The organism is Georgenia sp. Z1491 (assembly GCF_049856175.1).
In the GTDB taxonomy this organism is placed as follows: domain Bacteria; phylum Actinomycetota; class Actinomycetes; order Actinomycetales; family Actinomycetaceae; genus JB111.
Window position 1 is genome coordinate 135,418 of the sequence record NZ_JBNDNA010000006.1, and the last position, 17,187, is coordinate 152,604.

The window sequence follows — 17,187 nt, forward strand, 5'->3', positions numbered from 1 at the left end:
TCGCCCCGGCAGCGGCGCCCCGGCAGCGGCGCCCCGGCACCTCGTCGTCGGACCTGCCTGCCACGATGTCCCGGTGACGTTCGGACCGGCGACCACCGCGTGGTTCGAGCGCGCCTTCGCGGCCCCGACCCCCGCGCAGTCGGGCGCGTGGGACGCGATCGCCTCCGGCGAGCACGCGCTGGTGGTCGCGCCCACCGGGTCGGGCAAGACCCTGGCGGCGTTCCTGTGGGCGATCGACGAGATGCTCGCCGAGCCGGTCCCGGACACGGCGCAGCGCACCCGCATCCTCTACGTCTCCCCGCTCAAGGCGCTGGCGTTCGACGTCGAGCGGAACCTCTCCCGGCCGCTGGCCGGCATCCGCGCGGAGGCCGCCCGCACCGGCGCCGAGCTGCCCGACCTGCGCGTGGGCGTGCGCACCGGGGACACCCCGCCGGCCGAGCGCCGTCGCCTCGTCACGCGCCCGCCGGACATCCTCATCACCACGCCCGAGTCGCTGTTCCTCATGCTCACCTCGGCGGCGCGAGAGGCGCTCACGCACGTGCGGACCGTCGTCGTCGACGAGGTCCACGCGATCGCGGGCACCAAGCGCGGCGCGCACCTGTTCCTCAGCCTCGAGCGGCTCGACGCGCTCACGCCGGTCCCGGTCCAGCGCGTCGGCCTCTCGGCCACGGTGCGCCCCGCCGAGGAGGTGGCCCGCGCGCTGGCGGGCGAGCGCTCCCTCGACGACGGCGGACGGCCGGTCCGCGTGGTGGCCCCGCCCTCGCCGCGGCGGCTCGAGCTCGACGTGCAGCTCCCGGTGCCCGACCTCGCGGCGCCGGGACCGCCGCCCGGGAGCGCCCCGGACGCCACGGCGCCCGAGGATGCCGCGGCACCCGACGACACCGCGGCACCCGACGACGCCGCAGGTCCCGGGCGTCGCCCCGAGCCGCCGTCGATCTGGCCGCACGTGGCGGCGCGCGTCGTCGACCTCGTCGAGTCGCACCGATCGACCATCGTGTTCGTCGGCTCCAGGCGGCTCGCCGAGCGGCTGGCGGCGCAGGTCAACGAGGAGCACGACCGCCGACGGGGCGGTGCGGGCGTCGAGGGCGAGGGCGAGGTGTGGCCCGCGACGGTGCCCGGCCAGTCCGGCACCTCGCTGGGCCTGACGCCGGTCCTGGCCCGCGCCCACCACGGGTCGATGAGTCCGTCCGAGCGCCGGATCGCCGAGGAGGCCCTCAAGTCCGGGGAGCTGAGGTGCGTCGTCGCCACCTCGACCCTCGAGCTCGGCATCGACATGGGCGAGGTCGACCTCGTCGTGCAGATCGGCGCCCCACCGACGGTGGCGTCCACCGTCCAGCGGGTCGGCCGCGCGGGACACCAGGTCGGCGGCACCTCCCGCGGCGTGCTCCTGCCGGTCCACCGCGCGGAGCTGCTGCCGACCCTCGTCGCGGCGCGCAGCGCGCTCGCGGGCGAGGTGGAGCAGACGTCCCTCCCGCGCACACCGCTCGACGTCCTCGCCCAGCAGCTCCTGGCGATGGTCGCCGTCGAGGACCTCTCCCCCGCCGAGGCGCTGACGCGGGTACGTCGGGCGGCCAGCTACGCCGACCTCGGCGAGGCCACCTTCGACGCAGTGGTCGACATGCTGTCGGGGCGCTACCCGGCCGAGGAGTTCGCGGAGCTGCGACCCCGGCTCGTGCACGACCGCGCGGCCGGCCTCCTGCGCGCGCGGCCCGGGGCGGCCCGGCTCGCCGTCACCTCCGGCGGCACGATCCCCGACCGCGGCCTGTTCGGCGTCTACCTCTCGGGCGGCGAGGGGACCGGCGCGCGGCGGGTCGGCGAGCTCGACGAGGAGATGGTCTTCGAGTCCCGGGTCGGGGACACGTTCACCCTGGGCAACTCCACCTGGCGGATCGAGACGATCACCGCCGACCGCGTCCTCGTCACCCCCGCCCCGGGCCGGCCGGGCCGCCTGCCGTTCTGGCTCGGCGACACCCTCGGCCGCCCCGCCACGTTCGGTGCCGAGATCGGCAGGACAGTGCGCGAGTGGCCGGCACCGGCCGACGGGACGGGGAACGCGGGCACGTCCGGCGCCGACCGGCCGGGGCCGGCGACGAGCACCGCCGACGCCGAGGGCCTCACCCTGGCACCGGAGACGGCGGCCGGCATCGGCGCCTGGATCGCCGACCAGCGCGAGGCCACCAGCGCCGTGCCCGACGACGAGACGATCGTCGTCGAGCGCTTCCGCGACGAGCTCGGCGACTGGCGGATCGTCGTCCACTGCCTCGCCGGCCGCCGGGTCAACGCGCCGTGGGCGCTGCTGATCGCCGCCGCGCTCCGCGAGCGCACGGGTGCGGACGCCCAGGCGCAGGCGGCCGACGACGGCATCGTGCTGCGGCTCCCGCCCGGCGCTACCGAGGAGCTCGGACCGGGCGACCTCCTCGTGGATCCCGGCGACGTCCGGTCCCGGGTCGTCGACGCACTCACCGGTTCGCCGCTGCTCGCCGCCCGCTTCCGCGAGGCGGCGTCCCGCGCGCTCCTGCTGCCCCGCCGTTTCCCGGGCAGGCGGCAGCCCCTGTGGCAGCAGCGGCACCGGGCCGCGGCCCTGTTCACGGTCGCGTCGCGGTACCCCGAGTTCCCCATGACGCTCGAGGCGGTGCGCGAGGCGCTCCAGGACGACTACGACGTCCCCGCGCTGACCGAGCTCATGGCCGCGATCGCCGCGCGCCGCGTGCGGGTCGTCGAGGTGACGACCCCGCGCCCGTCGCCCTGGGCGCGCTCGCTGCTCATGGGCTACACGGCGCGGTTCCTCTACGGCGAGGACGTGCCGCCCGGGGAGCGCCGCGCGGCGGCCCTCGCGCTCGACACCTCGCTGCTCGCCGAGCTCCTCGGGGGCGACACCGCAGATCTCGTCGACGTCCTCGACCCCCGCGCCGTCGCGGAGGTCGCCGCGGAGGTCGGCCTGCTGACGGAGGCGGCCCGGGCCCGCGACGCCGAGGGGGCGGTCGACCTGGTCCGCCGCCTGGGCCCGCTGCCGCGCAGCGAGCTGGCGGAGAGGCTCGAGGAGCCCGCCGACGTCGAGGCGGTCGCGGAGGCGCTCGTGGGGGCCGAGCGCGTGCTCGAGGTGGCGGTCGGCGGCGAGCCGCACCTGGTGGTGGCCGAGGACGCGGGCCGCATGCGCGGCGCACTGGGCGTCGACCTGCCCGACGGCGTCCCGGACGAGCTCCTCGCCGACGTAGCGGACCCGCTCGGCGACCTGCTGCGCCGCTACGCCCGCACGCACGGTCCGTTCACCCCCGCCGACGTCGCGGCCCGGTACGGGCTGCCGGTCGGGACGCTGCGGGCGCCGCTGGACCGGCTCGTGGCCGAGGAGGTGCTCGTCACCGGTCGCGTGACCGGGCACGCGGAGATGCTCGAGCTCGTCGACGCCGACGTGCTTCGGCGGATCAGGCGCCGCTCGCTGGCTCTGCTGCGCGGCGAGGTCGACGCCGTCGACCCGACGGTGCTCGCCCGCGCGACGCTGCGCTGGCACGGGGTGGCGGCGGAGGGTGCCGGGCCGAATCCACGGGACGCGAACGGTGCCGAGGTCGAGGCCGCGCTCCTGGACACGATCGACCGGCTCGCGGGCCGGCCGCTCCCGCTCGTCGGGCTCGAGACGCACGTGCTGCCCCGCCGCGTGCCGGGCTATCGGCCCGGCACGCTCGACGAGCTGGTCGCGGGCGGGGAGGTCGTCTGGGTCGCCCGGGGGCCCCACACGCACCCCGCGACGCCGGACCAGGTGGTGCTGCTGCCCGCCGACGCCGTCGCGGACCTCGCACCGGCCGGCGACTCCTGGTCGGCGCCGACCGGCGAGCCGGGCCCCGGTCAGCACCTCCCGACGGAGCGGCTGCTGCGGTCGGTGGTGCGGGCGCTGTCCGACGGCGGCTCCCGCACGCTGTCCGACCTGGTCGCGGCGGTGGCGGCGCCGGACGCCGGCGACCCCTGGGACCTCGGCGAGCCCGCGCGGGAGATCGTCCCCCCGGACACGTCTGCGGGCACCGCTCCTCCCGGCGCCGTCGCTCCGGAGACCGCTCCGCCGGACGCCCCTCCGCCGGACGCCGCCGTGGTCGGCGAGGCGCTGTGGTGGCTCGCGACCTCGGGGATCGTCACGTCGGACACGTTCGCCGCCGTCCGGAGCCGGGCCGCCCAGGTGGGCGGGCCCCTCCGCGCCCGGACCGCGTCCCGTCCGCCGCGGCCGATGCGCGGGGGGCTCCGGCGACGCGCGACCGCCGCCGTCCGGCCACGCTCCACGCTCGCCGCCGCTCCGAGCGACCTCGCCGGCAGGTGGTCGCTCGTGCGCCGCTCGGTCGTCGAGCCGGACCCGACGGTCGCCCTCGCCGCGCGGGTGGCGCAGCTGGTGGAGACGCACGGCGTGCTCACGCGCGACTCGTCGGGGGTCGATGAGCTGCCGGGAGGGTTCTCGGCCACCTACGAGGTGCTGCGACGGCTCGAGGACGCCGGGCAGGTGCGGCGCGGGTACGTGGTCGACGGGCTCGGCGGCGCCCAGTTCGCGCTCGAGGCGATGCTCGCCACGCTCCGCGAGGTGGGCCGGGACGGGTCGGGACCGGGCGCCACGACCGACGCGCCCGTCCTTCACGTCCTCGCCGCCTCCGACCCGGCGAACCCGTACGGCGCCGCGCTGCCGTGGCCGACCACCGAGGGGCTGCGTCCCTCCCGGCGCCCGGGGGCGTTCGTCGTGCTCGTCGACGCCGTGCCGGCGCTGTTCGTCGAGCGCGGCGGTCGGTCGCTCCTCACGCTCACGACTGATCCGGGTGCACTCCCGGCCGCGGCGACGGCGCTCGCGGCCCAGGCGCGCGACGGTCGGCTGCCCCGTGCCACGCTCCGGCAGGTCGACGGCGCGCCGCCCGCCGGGACGCACGGGGCCGGTCCGGCCGAGCGCGCGCTGGTCGCGGCCGGCTGGGTGCGGGGCCCCGGAGGCCTCCACCCGCCGTCGTGAGCGGTGCGCGGACCCGGAGGCCTCCACCCACCGTCGCGAGGGGCGGGCGCGACCGCGGGACGTCCCCCGGTACGCCCTCCAGACACGCCGATGCCCCCGCCCGGTCGGGCGGGGGCATCGGCGTCGTACGTGTGGAGCCGGGGCGCCTCCCCTCGGCTCTGCGGCCCAGGGAGTCCGGCTCAGCGACTCACGGCGCGGCGGGCGCCAGCTCGTCGAGGAACTCGTCCGGCACAGTGTCCGGCACGCGCACGGGCTCGTGGGCCGCGAGCCGGCCGGAGACCACGCGCATGAGGTGGCTCAGCGGGGTGTTCAGTGCCTCGGAGATCGAGGCGAGCAGCTCGGAGGAGGCCTCCTTCTGGCCGCGCTCCACCTCGGAGAGGTAGCCGAGCGAGACCTTCGCGTCCGAGGACACCTCGCGCAGGGTGCGGCCCTGGCGCTGACGGACCTCGCGGAGCACGTCGCCGATCACGTTGCGCAGCAGCACGGGGGTCCCCCTCTCGTCGGGCTCGGGCTCGTCGGCCGTCGGGGCCGCGGGCATGGAGATACGGTACCTGGCCCGGGCGTGCGCAGGGGATCCGGGGCGTGTGACATCGTGCCGGTCGGGACGACCGACTGGTCGGGTGAGGTTCGTCGAGGGCATCATCACCGGGCACAACACGGTCGTCGCCTATCTTGTTCCCGTGGTCGGGGCCGGGCTCGTCCTGCCGCGGGACCGGCACGTCCCGGCCCGGCCCGGGTCCACCGTCTACCCGGCTGCTCCGGTCGAGTGGTCGGCACCGACGTCCCCGACGACGTCGACCAGCAGCCCGAGTGCCGCGCCGACCGCCGCCTCCCGCACCACGGCCCGGGTCCCCGCCGCCAGCCACGTCCGCGTCCGCACGCCGCCCGGCCGCGCGCACGCGACGTGGAAGGTGCCGGCCGCGTGGCCGTCGGCGGGTCCGGGGCCGGCCACGCCCGTCGTCGCGAGCGCCACGTCCGCCCCGAGGAGCAGACCCGCGCCGCGTGCCATCTGCACCGCGACCTCGGCCTGGACCGGTCCGCCGTGGTCGAGGAGACCGGCGTCGACGTCGAGGACGGAGGTCTTGACGTCGCTCGCATAGGCGACCACGCCGCCGCGGAGGACCGCCGAGACGCCCGGGACGGCCGCGAGCCTGGCGGCGAGCGCCCCGGCGGTCAGCGACTCGGCGACCGCCAGCGAGAGCCCGGCACGCGCGAGGGCCGTGACGATCGGCGCCAGCGGGTCACGCGCCGGTCGCACCCGGTCCTGCCCCGGTCGCACCCGGTCCCACCTCGCTCGTGCCCGGGCCCGCCCCGGAGCCGCGCGCCTCGCGGATCGCCCGAGCGGCGGCCACGAAGTACTGGATGCCCGACAGGAGCGCGACAGTCATGGCTGCCCACGCGATCACCAGGGCGATCCAGAGGAGCACGTCGGAGACCCGCTCCGACAGGAACGTCGCCCACGGCACGAGCATCACCGAGATGAAGACGAGCTGGAGGACGGTCTTCAGCTTGCCGCCCTGCGAGGCCGGCATCACGACCTCGCGGCGCCGCATGACGTCCCGCAGCACGGTGACCGCGAGCTCACGCACGAGGATGACGATCGTGATGACCCACGGCAGCTCGCCCGCCCAGGACAGGAGAACGAGCGCCGCCCCGACGAGCGTCTTGTCGGCGATCGGGTCGGCGAGCTTCCCGAAGTCGGTGACGAGGTTGCGGGACCGCGCGAGGTAACCGTCGAGCTTGTCCGTGATCGCGGCGACGACGAACACCGCGGCGGCGGCCCACCGCATGGCGTCGCCGTCCAGCAGGAAGAGCACGACGAACACCGGCACGAGCACGATCCGGAGCATCGTGAGGATGTTCGCGATGTTCCACAGGGGCGCCTGCGCGGCACCGGGGACGGACGACGTCATGCGCCAAGGGTAGGACCACGCGGACCGACTCCCACGCCCGGGCGGCTCGGCGTGGCACCCTTCGGTCATGCCACGTCTGTCGCGGACCACCGAGCTGCTGATCGTCGTCGTGCTCGTCGTCGCGCTCGCCGTGGGGCTTCTCGTCCTCGCGATGCGCCTCGCGTCCGGCTCCGAGCCCGAGGAACCCGGCACCGGCGACGACGCGCCCGGGGCCCCTGCCGGGGACGGCGAGGACGCCGGTGGCGAGTCCGGCTCGGATGGCGCGGAGACCCCCTCCGACGACGCCGCGGCCGGCGACGACGTCACGTTCACCCTCGCCGCGGCCGGCGACGTCATCACCTACCCGCTGATGAACGCCGAGGCCGTCCAGCCGGACGGTTCCTACGACTACTGGCCGATGATCGAGCCGGTCGCCCCCTACATCGCCGGCGCCGACCTCGCGCTGTGCAACCTCGAGGTCCCGATCACGCAGGAGGGCGCGGAGCCGGTGGGGTACCCCGTCTTCGCGGCACCGCCGGACATCGTCCCGCTGCTCGCCGAGGCCGGCTACGACGGGTGCTCGACGGCGACCAACCACTCCGTGGACCAGCAGACCGAAGGCGTCATCCGCACCATCGAGGTGATGGAGGAGGCCGGCCTGGGCTATGCGGGCACGGCCCGAACGCCCGAGGAGCAGGCGGTCCCGCAGATGTACGTCCTCGAGCGGGGCGGACGCGACATCACGGTCGCCCACGTCGCGGCGACGTACTCGACGAACGGCATACCCGTCGCCGAGCCGCACCTGGTCGACATGATCGACGACGAGCCGCTCGTGGACCAGGCTGTGGCCGCGCGCGAGGCGGGCGCCGACGTCGTCGTCGCCTCGATGCACTGGGGCGACGAGTACACGTTCGAGCCCAATGCCTACCAGCAGGACGCCGCGCAGCTCCTCGCGGACTCCGGCGAGATCGACCTGGTGCTCGGCTCGCACCCGCACACGCCGCAGCCGATCGAGCAGCTCGAGGGTGGCGTCGACGGCCAGGGCATGTGGGTGGTATGGTCGATGGGCAACTCCCTGGCCAGCCAGCAGCCGGGCAGCTCGACGATCATGGAGACCGCCGTCGGGCTCATGACGCAGGCGACGATCACGGTGCCCGCCGACGGCCCGGCCCGCGTGGACTCGGTGGAGTGGATGGGCACCGTGATGGACTCCTACGGGGACTACGGGCTCGTGCCGCTGCACGAGGCGCTGGCGGACCCGTCGACCACCGCGTGGGACCCCGCCCAGATCGAGTCGTACAGCTCGTGGCTCGACTCGGTCATGGGTGATGACCCGCCCTCGTTCGACACGCCGCTGGAGCCCACCGGGGAACCGCCGCGGGTCGAGCCCCGCAGCTAGGGAGAGACGTTCGCGGAGGTGACGGATCCTCCTGGTCAGCCCTTCGGTGCCGGGAGCCCGACCTTCGCCGCCGCCTCGCGCAGGAGTCCGGGGCCCAGACGCCGGTGGACGGCGGAGACCAGAGTCCACGTGATCCGGCCCCGGCGCCGGTGGTAGCCCATGACGGTGGTGAGGCTGACGCTGTGCTCGCGGACCTGGACCAGGAGACGGCAGCGCAGGAGCGGCGAGTCGGCCTCGAGCAGGACGCGCTCGCCCGTCCGCTCGGCGATCGCGAACCCGGCGACGGTCTCGTCGGTGGCGGTCCGGGCCAGCCGGAGGCGCAGGAGGACCTGGAAGATGAACCGCTCCGCGAGGCTCGGGACGTCGCCGAGCATCGCCCGCGCCCAGGTCTCGGCCGTCGCGGTGTCCGCGCCCGGCATGTCGAGGGTGAACTCGTCCGCGTAGTCGGGGGCGTCGATGCCGGTGCGGGACATCGTGGAGGTCGGCACCTGGTCGACCCCGACGGCGGCGGTCACCCTCGGCAGGTCGCGCCCGCCCCGTGGGCGCCCGGCCCGTGAGCGGGCGGCTCCGGCCACCGGAGGCCGGCCGGCGATCGACTCCAGCAGGTCCGCCCCGCCGGTCCGACCGTCCAGTCGTCGCACCCGCTCCCCCAGGTCGGCGGCAGCCGCGCGGTGCGGTCCGGCTGCGAGCAGCCGCGACACGGCGGCCCGGATGTCCTCCGGAGACGTCGTCCGGGGAAGCGTCGCGCCTACACCGGCGCGCGCGATCGCGTGGCCGACGACGGGCTGGTCCGACATCGGGTCGAGCGGGAGGACCAGCAGCGGCACGCCGTGGGCGAGCGCGGCCATGGTCGTCCCGTGGCCGCCGTGACCGATGACGACCGAGGCCCGCGGCAGGATGTCGGCGTGCGGCAACCAGCGGTGCACCTCGACGTTGCCGGGCACGCGCAGCGCCGAGGGGTCGAGTGCCGGTCCGGTGGTGGCCACGACCCGGACGTCCAGGCCGTCGACGGCGTCGAGCACCCGCTGCCACGTCGGCACCAGGCCGCGGAAGCCGAACGTGCTGAGGCTGACCAGGACGAGCGGCTCCGGCGGTCGTGCGGGCTCGCCCCGCACCACAGGGCCGATGTGCACGACGTCGCCGTGCCCGGCGTCGAGCTCGGGGACCGAGGCGACCATGGTCGTCAGCGACGAGTCGAGGAGGTCCAGCGGCCGCAGGCCCTGCAGCCGCAGCAGGGGCCCACCCGTGCGCAGAGATCTGCGCAGGAAGCCGTCGAACGTGTGGCCGAGCACGGCGTACCCCCGCCCCGCCCTGCGCAGCTCGTCCATCACGCCGAAGAGCACGGCGTCGACCACGACGACGTCGGCAGGCCGGCTCCTCAGGTCGGCCACCACGTCGCGCCCCATCGCCCGGTTCGCGATGAGCCGCAGCAGGGCCGCCGGGGACGCGCCCACGGTGAACCCACCCGCCGTCGGGTAGGGCGAGAACTCCAGGTCCTTCGCGTGGAAGGCGTCGGCCTGGGTGGCCAGGCCGAGGAACCGTACCCGATGGCCACGGGCGCGCAGCTCGTGCGCGATCGCGGTCGCGGGCACCTGGTTGCCGCCACCGTCCCAGGTGGCGAAGAGGTAGTCGGCCCTGTCTGTCCTTCGCGGGTCGACGGGCACGTCGTGCCGGCACGGGGCAAGCATCCACCCGGCGACACCCGGTGGCACGCGATTAACGACGTGCGCGGATGCTGCGCCACGGTGGTCGTCCGCGACCCCGCCCGTGCCGGGCTGCGCGGACCAGTGAGTGTCCGCATCGCTCGTGGCGGCCCGGCACCATGTCCGTATGGCGATCCGTCTGCTGCTCATCTCCGACACACACGTGCCCGCGCGGTCGCGCCGCATCCCCGGCGACGTCTGGCGCGCCGTCGACGGGGCCGACGTCGTGGTCCACGCGGGCGACTGGGTCGACACCGCCACCCTCGACGCGCTGCAGGACCGGTCGGCCCGGCTCGTCGGCGTGCACGGCAACAACGACGGCGCGGACCTGCGCGCCCGCCTGCCCGAGGTGGCGCGGGCCGACATCGAGGGCGTGCGGCTCGCCGTGATCCACGAGACCGGCGCGGCACAGGGGCGTGAGCGGCGCATCGACGCGACGTTCGCGGACGGTCCGCCGGACGTGCTGGTGTTCGGCCACAGCCACATCCCGTGGGACAGCGTGACGCCGGGCGGCATCCGCCTGCTCAACCCCGGCTCGCCGACCGACCGCCGCCGGCAGCCGGAGTGCACGCTGATGACGGCCGTCGTGGACGGCGGCGAGCTGCGCGACGTGCGGCTCGCCGCCGTCGACCGGGAGTCCTGACCCCCGCCGGTGTCAGCGGCGGTCGGTGAGCTCCCAGGCGTCCTCGCCGGACCCCTCGTCGTAGCCGTCGTACCCGTCGTCGTCCCACTGCGGCGGCGCCACGACCTCGGTCTGCCCCTCCCCCGACGCGGCGGCCGCGTCGAACGGGACGTCCGCGGACCCGGCCGGGGCGGCCGGCGCCGCTGCGTACCCGGCCTGCCCCCCGCCGTCGGCGGCGGGCTGCGGCGCGTCCTCCCCGCGGAGCATCGCCAGGGTGCCGGGCAGGTCGTCGGGCTGGACGAGCACGTCGCGGGCCTTCGAGCCCTCCGAGGGGCCGACGATCTCGCGCGACTCGAGCAGGTCCATGAGGCGGCCGGCCTTGGCGAAGCCGACGCGCAGCTTGCGCTGGAGCATCGAGGTCGAGCCGAACTGGCTGGTGACGACGAGCTCGGCGGCCTGGAGCAGCACGTCGAGGTCGTCGCCGATGTCCTCGTCGACCTGCTTCTTGGCCCCGGCCGGCGCGGTGACGTCCTCGCGGAACACGGGGTCGGCCTGGCTCTTCACGTGCTCGACGACGCCGTGGATCTCGCTCTCGCCGACCCAGGCGCCCTGCACGCGCATCGTCTTGCTCGCCCCCATCGGGAGGAACAGCGCGTCGCCCTGCCCGATGAGCTTCTCGGCGCCCGGCTGGTCGAGGACCACGCGGGAGTCGGCGAGCGAGGACGTGGCGAAGGCGAGCCGGCTCGGGACGTTGGCCTTGATGAGGCCGGTGACGACGTCGACGCTCGGCCGCTGCGTGGCGAGCACGAGGTGGATGCCGGCGGCGCGGGCGAGCTGCGTGATGCGCTGGATCGAGGCCTCGACGTCGCGCGGGGCCACCATCATGAGGTCGGCGAGCTCGTCGACGACGACCAGCAGGTACGGGTACGGCGCGAGGACGCGCTCGCTCCCGGGGGGCGGCGTGACCTTCCCGGCGCGGACCGCGACGTTGAAGTCGTCGATGTGCTTGTAGCCGTAGGTGGACAGGTCGTCGTAGCGCATGTCCATCTCGCGCACGACCCACTCCAGGGCCTCGGCGGCCTTCTTCGGGTTGGTGATGATCGGCGTGACCAGGTGCGGGATGCCTTCGTAGATGGTGAGCTCGACCCGCTTGGGGTCGACGAGGACCATGCGTACCTGCTCGGGGGTCGCCCGCATCATCACCGAGGTGATCATCGAGTTGATGAAGCTCGACTTTCCGGAGCCGGTGGCGCCGGCCACGAGCATGTGCGGCATCTTCGACAGGTTCGCGACGACGTAGCCGCCCTCGACGTCCTTGCCGACACCCACGACGAGCGGGTGGTCGGACGCCCGCGCGACGGCCGAGCGCAGGACGTCGCCGAGGGCGACGGACTCGCGGTCGGTGTTGGGGATCTCGACGCCGATCGCGGACTTGCCGGGGATCGGCGAGAGGATGCGCACGTCGGCGCTGGCCACGGCGTAGGCGATGTTGCGCGACAGCGCGGTGATGCGCTCGACCTTGACGCCTGGGCCGAGCTCGAGCTCGTACCGGGTGACCGTCGGGCCCCTCGAGAAGCCGGTGACGGAGGCGTCGACGCCGAACTCCTCGAGCACCTGGGTGAGCGAGTCGACGACGCGGTCGTTCGCGGCGGAGCGCACCTTGTGGGGCGGACCCTGCTCGAGGAGCGCCTCGGCCGGGAGATCGTAGTCGCCGTCGGGCAGGGTGAGCTGCTCGCCGGCCGCCGGGAGGGTGCGGGTCGGCGGAGCCTCGGGGCCCACCCCCTGCTCCGCCGCGGAGGAGCCGCCACCGCCGCCCGCGGCGCCGCCCGCCGCCAGGCCCGCGGCGGTGAGCACGGCGTCGGAGCCTGCCGCGGGGTCGGCGGAGCCGGAGGGCCCGGTGGCGGACACGGCCACGTCGTGCGGACCGGGCCTGCGCACGCGGCGGGCGTTCGCGCGCCGGGGCGCGCCGTCGTCGGACGTCCCGTCCTCGAGCGCGGGGCCGGGCCCGACCTCGGCGGCCTGGTCAAACGCCTCGTCGCCGGCGTACCGGTCGAGCATCTCGGTGCGCTCGCCGTCGCGGCCGCGTCCGCCGCGGTGTCGTCCGCGCCGGGGCGCGTCGTCGTCGGCGGGGTCGTCGGCGTCGTCCTCGCCGTGGCGGCCGGCGGGGGCGTGGCCGGAGATCCAGGCCGCGGCCCGGCGGGTCCGCTCCGGCAGCGCACGGATCGGCGTGCCCGTGAGCACGAGGGCGCCGAACAGGCCGAACAGGACGAGGACCGGGACGGCCCCCCAGGGCGAGAGCAGGGCGTTGAGCGGCGTGCCGAGCACCCAGCCGACCAGGCCGCCCGCGTCCTCGACGCCGGTGAACGAGTCCATCGGGGACGGCGAGCCGGCGAAGATGTGGATGACGGCGGCCACGGCGAGGCCGAGGATCGCGACGCCGATCACGACGTGCGGGCGCAGGTCGTCGTCGGGGTCCTCGGGGTCCTCGCGCCACAGCTGGACCGCGAGCACGACGAGGACGACGGGGACGAGCAGGCCGAGCACGCCGACCAGGCCCGCGACGGCGTGGTGGATGAGCACGCCCGCGAGGCCCGAGAGGCCGAACCACTCGCGCAGGGCGACGACGATCGCGAGCGCGAGCAGGCCGAGCGCGATGGCGTCGTTGCGGAAGCCCGAGGGGATCCCGGACCTGGGCCTCTTCGGGCCGGACGAGCCGTCGCCCGGTCCGGTGCGTCGCACTGAGCCGCCCTCCTTGCCGGTCGATCGTCGGTCGGTCCCGCCGCTGCGCGACGGACCTGCCGTGCCCTTGCCGCCGGATCCGCCGCCGCGCGGGCGCGTGGGACGCGCCGGCGAGGAGGACGCACCGCGTGCCGCCGGGGCCGGCCGTGAGGGGGAAGACGCACGGGTAGCCATCGGGGCCACGATAGCCGCCGCACGGCGCGGGGCCCGAGATCTCGACCCGGATCGCGTGCACGGCACGTCGCCGTCGGTGGGCTCACGACGCCCGGCGTGGGGTGCACTACCCCACCCGAGCACGCACGGGCCGGGCGATGACGCCATATTCTGCTGGCATGTCCCGTCCGCGCCCCTACGACGACGACCTGCGCGCCGACCTCCTCCGGGCCGCAGGACGCGCGCTGGCTGCGGGCGGCGAGAACTCCGTCTCGATCCGCGCGGTCGCCGCCGAGGCGGGGACCACCACCGCCGGCGTCTACGCGCTGTTCGGGTCGCGCGACCGGCTCGTCGCCGAGGTGACCGGGCGGGGCCTGAAGGACTTCCGGGCGCTCATCGCGCGCCGCCGGGTGCACGAGGACCCGCTCGAGGACTTCGTCTCGCTGTGCCACGCCTACCGCCGGGCCGCCCGGGAGATGCCGAACGTGTACCGGGCCTTCGGCGTGCTCGCCGAGCGGCACGGCCAGACCCGGCTCACCGGGGAGCACGGCCCCCACCAGATCATGCTCGCCGTCGAACGCCTCCTGTCCCCGGACACGTCCCCCGAGGAGCTCCACGAGCACGCCGCCACCGTGCTCGCCCTCGTCCACGGACTGGTCCTGCTGGAGATCGACCACGTGCTCACCGGCAGCGAGGAGGACAATGAGGCCAGGTTCGAGCGCGCGCTCGGACGACTCGCACTGACCTCGACGCACGACAGGGAGCACACGTGATCGCATGCCAGGTGGACCACCGATGACCGGGACGACGGACGCCGCGGGCACCGCCGGCGTCACGACCCACGCTGAGGAGGTCGCGGCGCTGCGCGCGATCGGCGGCCGTATCGCGTGGCCCGCCGACGCCGACCTCTACGGCACGTTCATCGCCGAGTCCGACCTCGGCACCGCGCCCGTCGTGCTCGAGGCGTTGCACGATGCCGTGGACAAGCAGCTGTTCGGCTACATCTCACCGGCGCTCACGCGGGCCTGCACCGAGGCGAGCGCCGGCTTCCTCACCCGCCAGCACGGGGTCGAGGTCGACCCGGACCGGGTGCGCCTCCTGCCCGACGTGCTCTCCGCGATGCACCAGCTGGTCAGGCGCCTGCCGGTCGGCGCACGCATCGTGCTGCCGACGCCGGCCTACCCGAGCTTCTTCGGTGTGCCGCCGCGGTGGGGCACCGAGCTCGTCCAGGTCCCCCTCGCCCGCGAGGGCGACGCGTACTCCTACGACCTCGACGCGCTCGCCGAGGCCCTGCGCCCCGGCGACCTCTTCATCCTGTGCAACCCGCAGAACCCGACGGGCCGCGTGCACACGCGCGCCGAGCTCGAGGCGATCGCCGAGGTCGTCGACCGGTGCGGCGCCACCGTCTTCGCAGACGAGATCCACGCCTCGATCGTCCGCCCGGGCCACGTCCACGTGCCCTACGCGAGCATCGGCGACACTGCGGCGGCGCACTCTGTGACTGCGACCTCGGCGTCGAAGTCCTTCAACCTGCCCGGTCTGCGCTGCGCCCAGCTCGTCGCGTCGACCCCCGAGGCCGCACGGGAGTGGGACACGCACGCGGCGCACCTCGCCAAGGAGGTCTCCACCCCCGGGGTCGTCGCGGTGACGGCCGCCTACGACCACGGGGAGGAGTGGCTCGCCGGATTCGTGAAGGAGATGGACCGCCGTCACGACCTGCTCGTCCGGCTCGCGTCCGAGCTCCTGCCGAAGGCACGCGTCTCCCCCGCGGAGGCGACCTACCTCGGCTGGCTCGACCTGCGTGAGTACGGCCTGGGCGACACCCCCGGTCAGGTGCTGCGCCGGCACGGGGTGCTCGCCGCGGACGGCCCGGCGTTCGGCGGCGCGGGCGCCGGGCACGTCCGGGTCTCCCTCGCGACCACGGAGGCGATCCTCACCGAGATCGTCGTGCGGATCGCCGCCGCCTGCGACCCGGCCTAGGTCAGACCTCGGACCCGAGCCGTCAGACCTCGACGACGGTCGGCATGATCATCGGCGAGCGCCGCAGGCGCCGAGAGACCCACCGGCCCACCACGCGCCGCATCGCCTGCTGCATCTGGTGCGTGTCGGCGTTGCCGCGCGCGGCGACCTCCTCCAGGGCGGCCGTGACGTCGGGCAGGATGCCGTCGAAGACGGCGGGCGCCTCCGCCATGCCGCGGGCCTCGATGTGCGGGCCGACCACGACCGTGCCGTGCTGCCGGTCGACCACGGCGAAGATCGAGATGAAGCCCTCCTCGCCGAGGATCCGCCGGTCCTTGAGCTCGGTCTCCGTCACCTCGCCGACCGAGCTGCCGTCGACGTAGACGTATCCGCACTCAACCTGTCCGGCGATCTTCGCGCGTCCGCCGGCGAGGTCGACGACGACGCCGTCCTCGGCGAGCACGACCCGCTCGGCGGGCAGACCGGTGCGGACGGCGAGCGCCCCGTTGGCCACGAGGTGACGGATCTCGCCGTGCACGGGCATGACGTTCTTCGGCTGCACGATGTTGTAGCAGTACAGGAGCTCGCCGGCCGAGGCGTGCCCGGAGACGTGGACCTTGGCGTTGGACTGGTGGACGACCTTCGCGCCGAGGCGCATGAGGCCGTTGATCACCCGGAACACCGAGTTCTCGTTGCCCGGGATGAGAGAGGACGCGAAGATCACCGTGTCGCCCGGTCCGACGTCGACCTTGTGGTTGCGGTTGGCGATCCTCGACAGGGCGGCCATCGGCTCGCCCTGGGAGCCGGTGGCCATGAGGACCCGGTCCTGGGCCGGGATCGAGTCGATGTTCTTCTGGTCGATGAGGACGCCGGGCGGGACCGTGAGGTAGCCGAGGTCGGCGGCGATGCCCATGTTGCGGATCATCGACCGTCCGACGAGCGCGACCCTGCGGCCGTGCAGTGCGGCGGCGTCGAGGACCTGCTGGACGCGGTGGACGTGGCTGGCGAAGGAGGCGACGACGATCTGCCCCTCGGCCTGGCCGAACACCTGGTCGAGGACCGAACCGATGTCCCGCTCGGGTGCGGTGAAGCCCGGCACCTCGGCGTTCGTCGAGTCGGTCATGAACAGGTCCACGCCCTCCTCGCCCAGACGCGCGAAGGCACGCAGGTCGGTGATGCGCCCGTCCAGCGGCAGCTGGTCCATCTTGAAGTCGCCCGTGTGCAGGACGGAGCCCGCGCCGGTGCGGATCATCACTGCGAGCGCGTCCGGGATGGAGTGGTTGACTGCGACGAACTCGAGGTCGAACGGGCCCTTCGTCACCCGCTCGTCCTCGGCGACGACCTGGAGCTGGGGGGTCAGCCGGTGCTCGCGCAGCTTGGCCTCGATGAACGCGAGGGTGAGCCGCGAACCGAGCAGCGGGATGTCGCCCCGGAGGCGCAGGAGATAGGGCACGGCACCGATGTGGTCCTCGTGGCCGTGCGTGAGGACCACGGCGACGACGTCGTCGATCCGGTCCTCGATGTAGCTGAAGTCCGGGAGGATGACGTCGACGCCGGGCTGGTGCTCCTCGGGGAAGAGCACCCCGCAGTCGACGATAAGGAGCTTGCCGTCGTACTCGAAGACCGTCATGTTGCGGCCGACCTCGCCGAGCCCTCCGAGGGGCACGATGCGCATGGCGCCCTTCGCGAGGGCGGGCGGACGGGTCAGCTCAGGATGGGGATTGCTCACCGGCTCATCCTCCCACTAC

The 17,187-nt window shown here is 74.9% G+C and carries 11 protein-coding genes; 5 read left to right on the forward strand and 6 right to left on the reverse strand.

The window, feature by feature from the left end; translation table 11 throughout:
* Window positions 1-73 precede the first annotated feature (73 nt).
* Complete coding sequence (locus tag ACPYO4_RS08215; protein WP_425708733.1) at window positions 74-4,972, forward strand: DEAD/DEAH box helicase; 4,899 nt, start codon at window positions 74-76, stop codon at window positions 4,970-4,972.
* A gap of 187 nt (window positions 4,973-5,159) precedes the next feature.
* Here the strand turns inward: ACPYO4_RS08215 and ACPYO4_RS08220 are convergent, their stop codons facing one another.
* The 3 genes from ACPYO4_RS08220 to pgsA form a co-directional block, all read right to left on the reverse strand.
* A complete protein-coding gene (locus ACPYO4_RS08220; protein ID WP_425708734.1) occupies window positions 5,160-5,510 on the reverse strand; it encodes a helix-turn-helix domain-containing protein in 351 nt (116 codons plus the stop codon).
* Window positions 5,511-5,717: 207 nt separating this feature from the next.
* A complete protein-coding gene (locus ACPYO4_RS08225) occupies window positions 5,718-6,230 on the reverse strand; it encodes a CinA family protein (RefSeq protein ID WP_425708735.1) in 513 nt (170 codons plus the stop codon).
* Complete coding sequence (gene pgsA / locus ACPYO4_RS08230; RefSeq protein WP_425708736.1) at window positions 6,214-6,885, reverse strand: CDP-diacylglycerol--glycerol-3-phosphate 3-phosphatidyltransferase; 672 nt, start codon at window positions 6,883-6,885, stop codon at window positions 6,214-6,216. Before pgsA ends, ACPYO4_RS08225 begins: the two co-directional genes overlap by 17 nt.
* A 67-nt stretch (window positions 6,886-6,952) precedes the next feature.
* Between pgsA and ACPYO4_RS08235 the strand changes: the two genes are divergently transcribed.
* Entirely contained in the window at window positions 6,953-8,263 is a 1,311-nt protein-coding gene (locus ACPYO4_RS08235; RefSeq protein ID WP_425708737.1) for a CapA family protein, read from the forward strand.
* A gap of 35 nt (window positions 8,264-8,298) precedes the next feature.
* On the opposite strand, the gene ACPYO4_RS08240 is transcribed toward ACPYO4_RS08235, so the two are convergent.
* Window positions 8,299-9,927 carry a nucleotide disphospho-sugar-binding domain-containing protein gene (locus ACPYO4_RS08240; RefSeq protein ID WP_425708738.1) on the reverse strand — a complete coding sequence of 543 codons (1,629 nt, stop codon included), beginning with the start codon at window positions 9,925-9,927 and terminating at the stop codon, window positions 8,299-8,301.
* Between the two features lie 166 nt (window positions 9,928-10,093).
* On the opposite strand from ACPYO4_RS08240, the gene ACPYO4_RS08245 reads away from it, so the two are divergent.
* Window positions 10,094-10,609 (forward strand): metallophosphoesterase family protein, encoded by a 516-nt coding sequence (locus ACPYO4_RS08245; protein WP_425708739.1) that lies wholly within the window; start codon window positions 10,094-10,096, stop codon window positions 10,607-10,609.
* Between the two features lie 12 nt (window positions 10,610-10,621).
* On the opposite strand, the gene ACPYO4_RS08250 is transcribed toward ACPYO4_RS08245, so the two are convergent.
* A complete protein-coding gene (locus tag ACPYO4_RS08250; RefSeq protein WP_425708740.1) occupies window positions 10,622-13,327 on the reverse strand; it encodes a DNA translocase FtsK in 2,706 nt (901 codons plus the stop codon).
* 332 nt (window positions 13,328-13,659) lie between these two features.
* Here ACPYO4_RS08250 and ACPYO4_RS08255 point away from each other — a divergent pair, with 332 nt between their 5' ends.
* Window positions 13,660-14,253, forward strand: coding sequence for a TetR/AcrR family transcriptional regulator (locus tag ACPYO4_RS08255; protein ID WP_425708741.1), 594 nt, complete (start codon window positions 13,660-13,662; stop codon window positions 14,251-14,253).
* A 22-nt stretch (window positions 14,254-14,275) separates the two neighbouring features.
* Window positions 14,276-15,460, forward strand: a complete 1,185-nt coding sequence (locus ACPYO4_RS08260) for a MalY/PatB family protein (RefSeq protein ID WP_425708742.1) — start codon at window positions 14,276-14,278, stop codon at window positions 15,458-15,460.
* Window positions 15,461-15,482: 22 nt separating this feature from the next.
* On the opposite strand, the gene ACPYO4_RS08265 is transcribed toward ACPYO4_RS08260, so the two are convergent.
* Window positions 15,483-17,168 (reverse strand): ribonuclease J, encoded by a 1,686-nt coding sequence (locus ACPYO4_RS08265; RefSeq protein WP_425708743.1) that lies wholly within the window; start codon window positions 17,166-17,168, stop codon window positions 15,483-15,485.
* Window positions 17,169-17,187 lie beyond the last annotated feature (19 nt).

Excerpts from the sequence above, each read along its gene's own strand:
- ACPYO4_RS08220 (WP_425708734.1), bottom strand. The coding sequence starts at position 5,510 with ATGCCCGCGGCCCCGACGGCCGACGAGCCCGAGCCCGACGAGAGGGGG.
- pgsA (WP_425708736.1), bottom strand. The coding sequence starts at position 6,885 with ATGACGTCGTCCGTCCCCGGTGCCGCGCAGGCGCCCCTGTGGAACATC.
- ACPYO4_RS08235 (WP_425708737.1), top strand. The coding sequence starts at position 6,953 with ATGCCACGTCTGTCGCGGACCACCGAGCTGCTGATCGTCGTCGTGCTC.
- ACPYO4_RS08245 (WP_425708739.1), top strand. The coding sequence starts at position 10,094 with ATGGCGATCCGTCTGCTGCTCATCTCCGACACACACGTGCCCGCGCGG.
- ACPYO4_RS08255 (WP_425708741.1), top strand. The coding sequence starts at position 13,660 with ATGTCCCGTCCGCGCCCCTACGACGACGACCTGCGCGCCGACCTCCTC.
- ACPYO4_RS08260 (WP_425708742.1), top strand. The coding sequence starts at position 14,276 with ATGACCGGGACGACGGACGCCGCGGGCACCGCCGGCGTCACGACCCAC.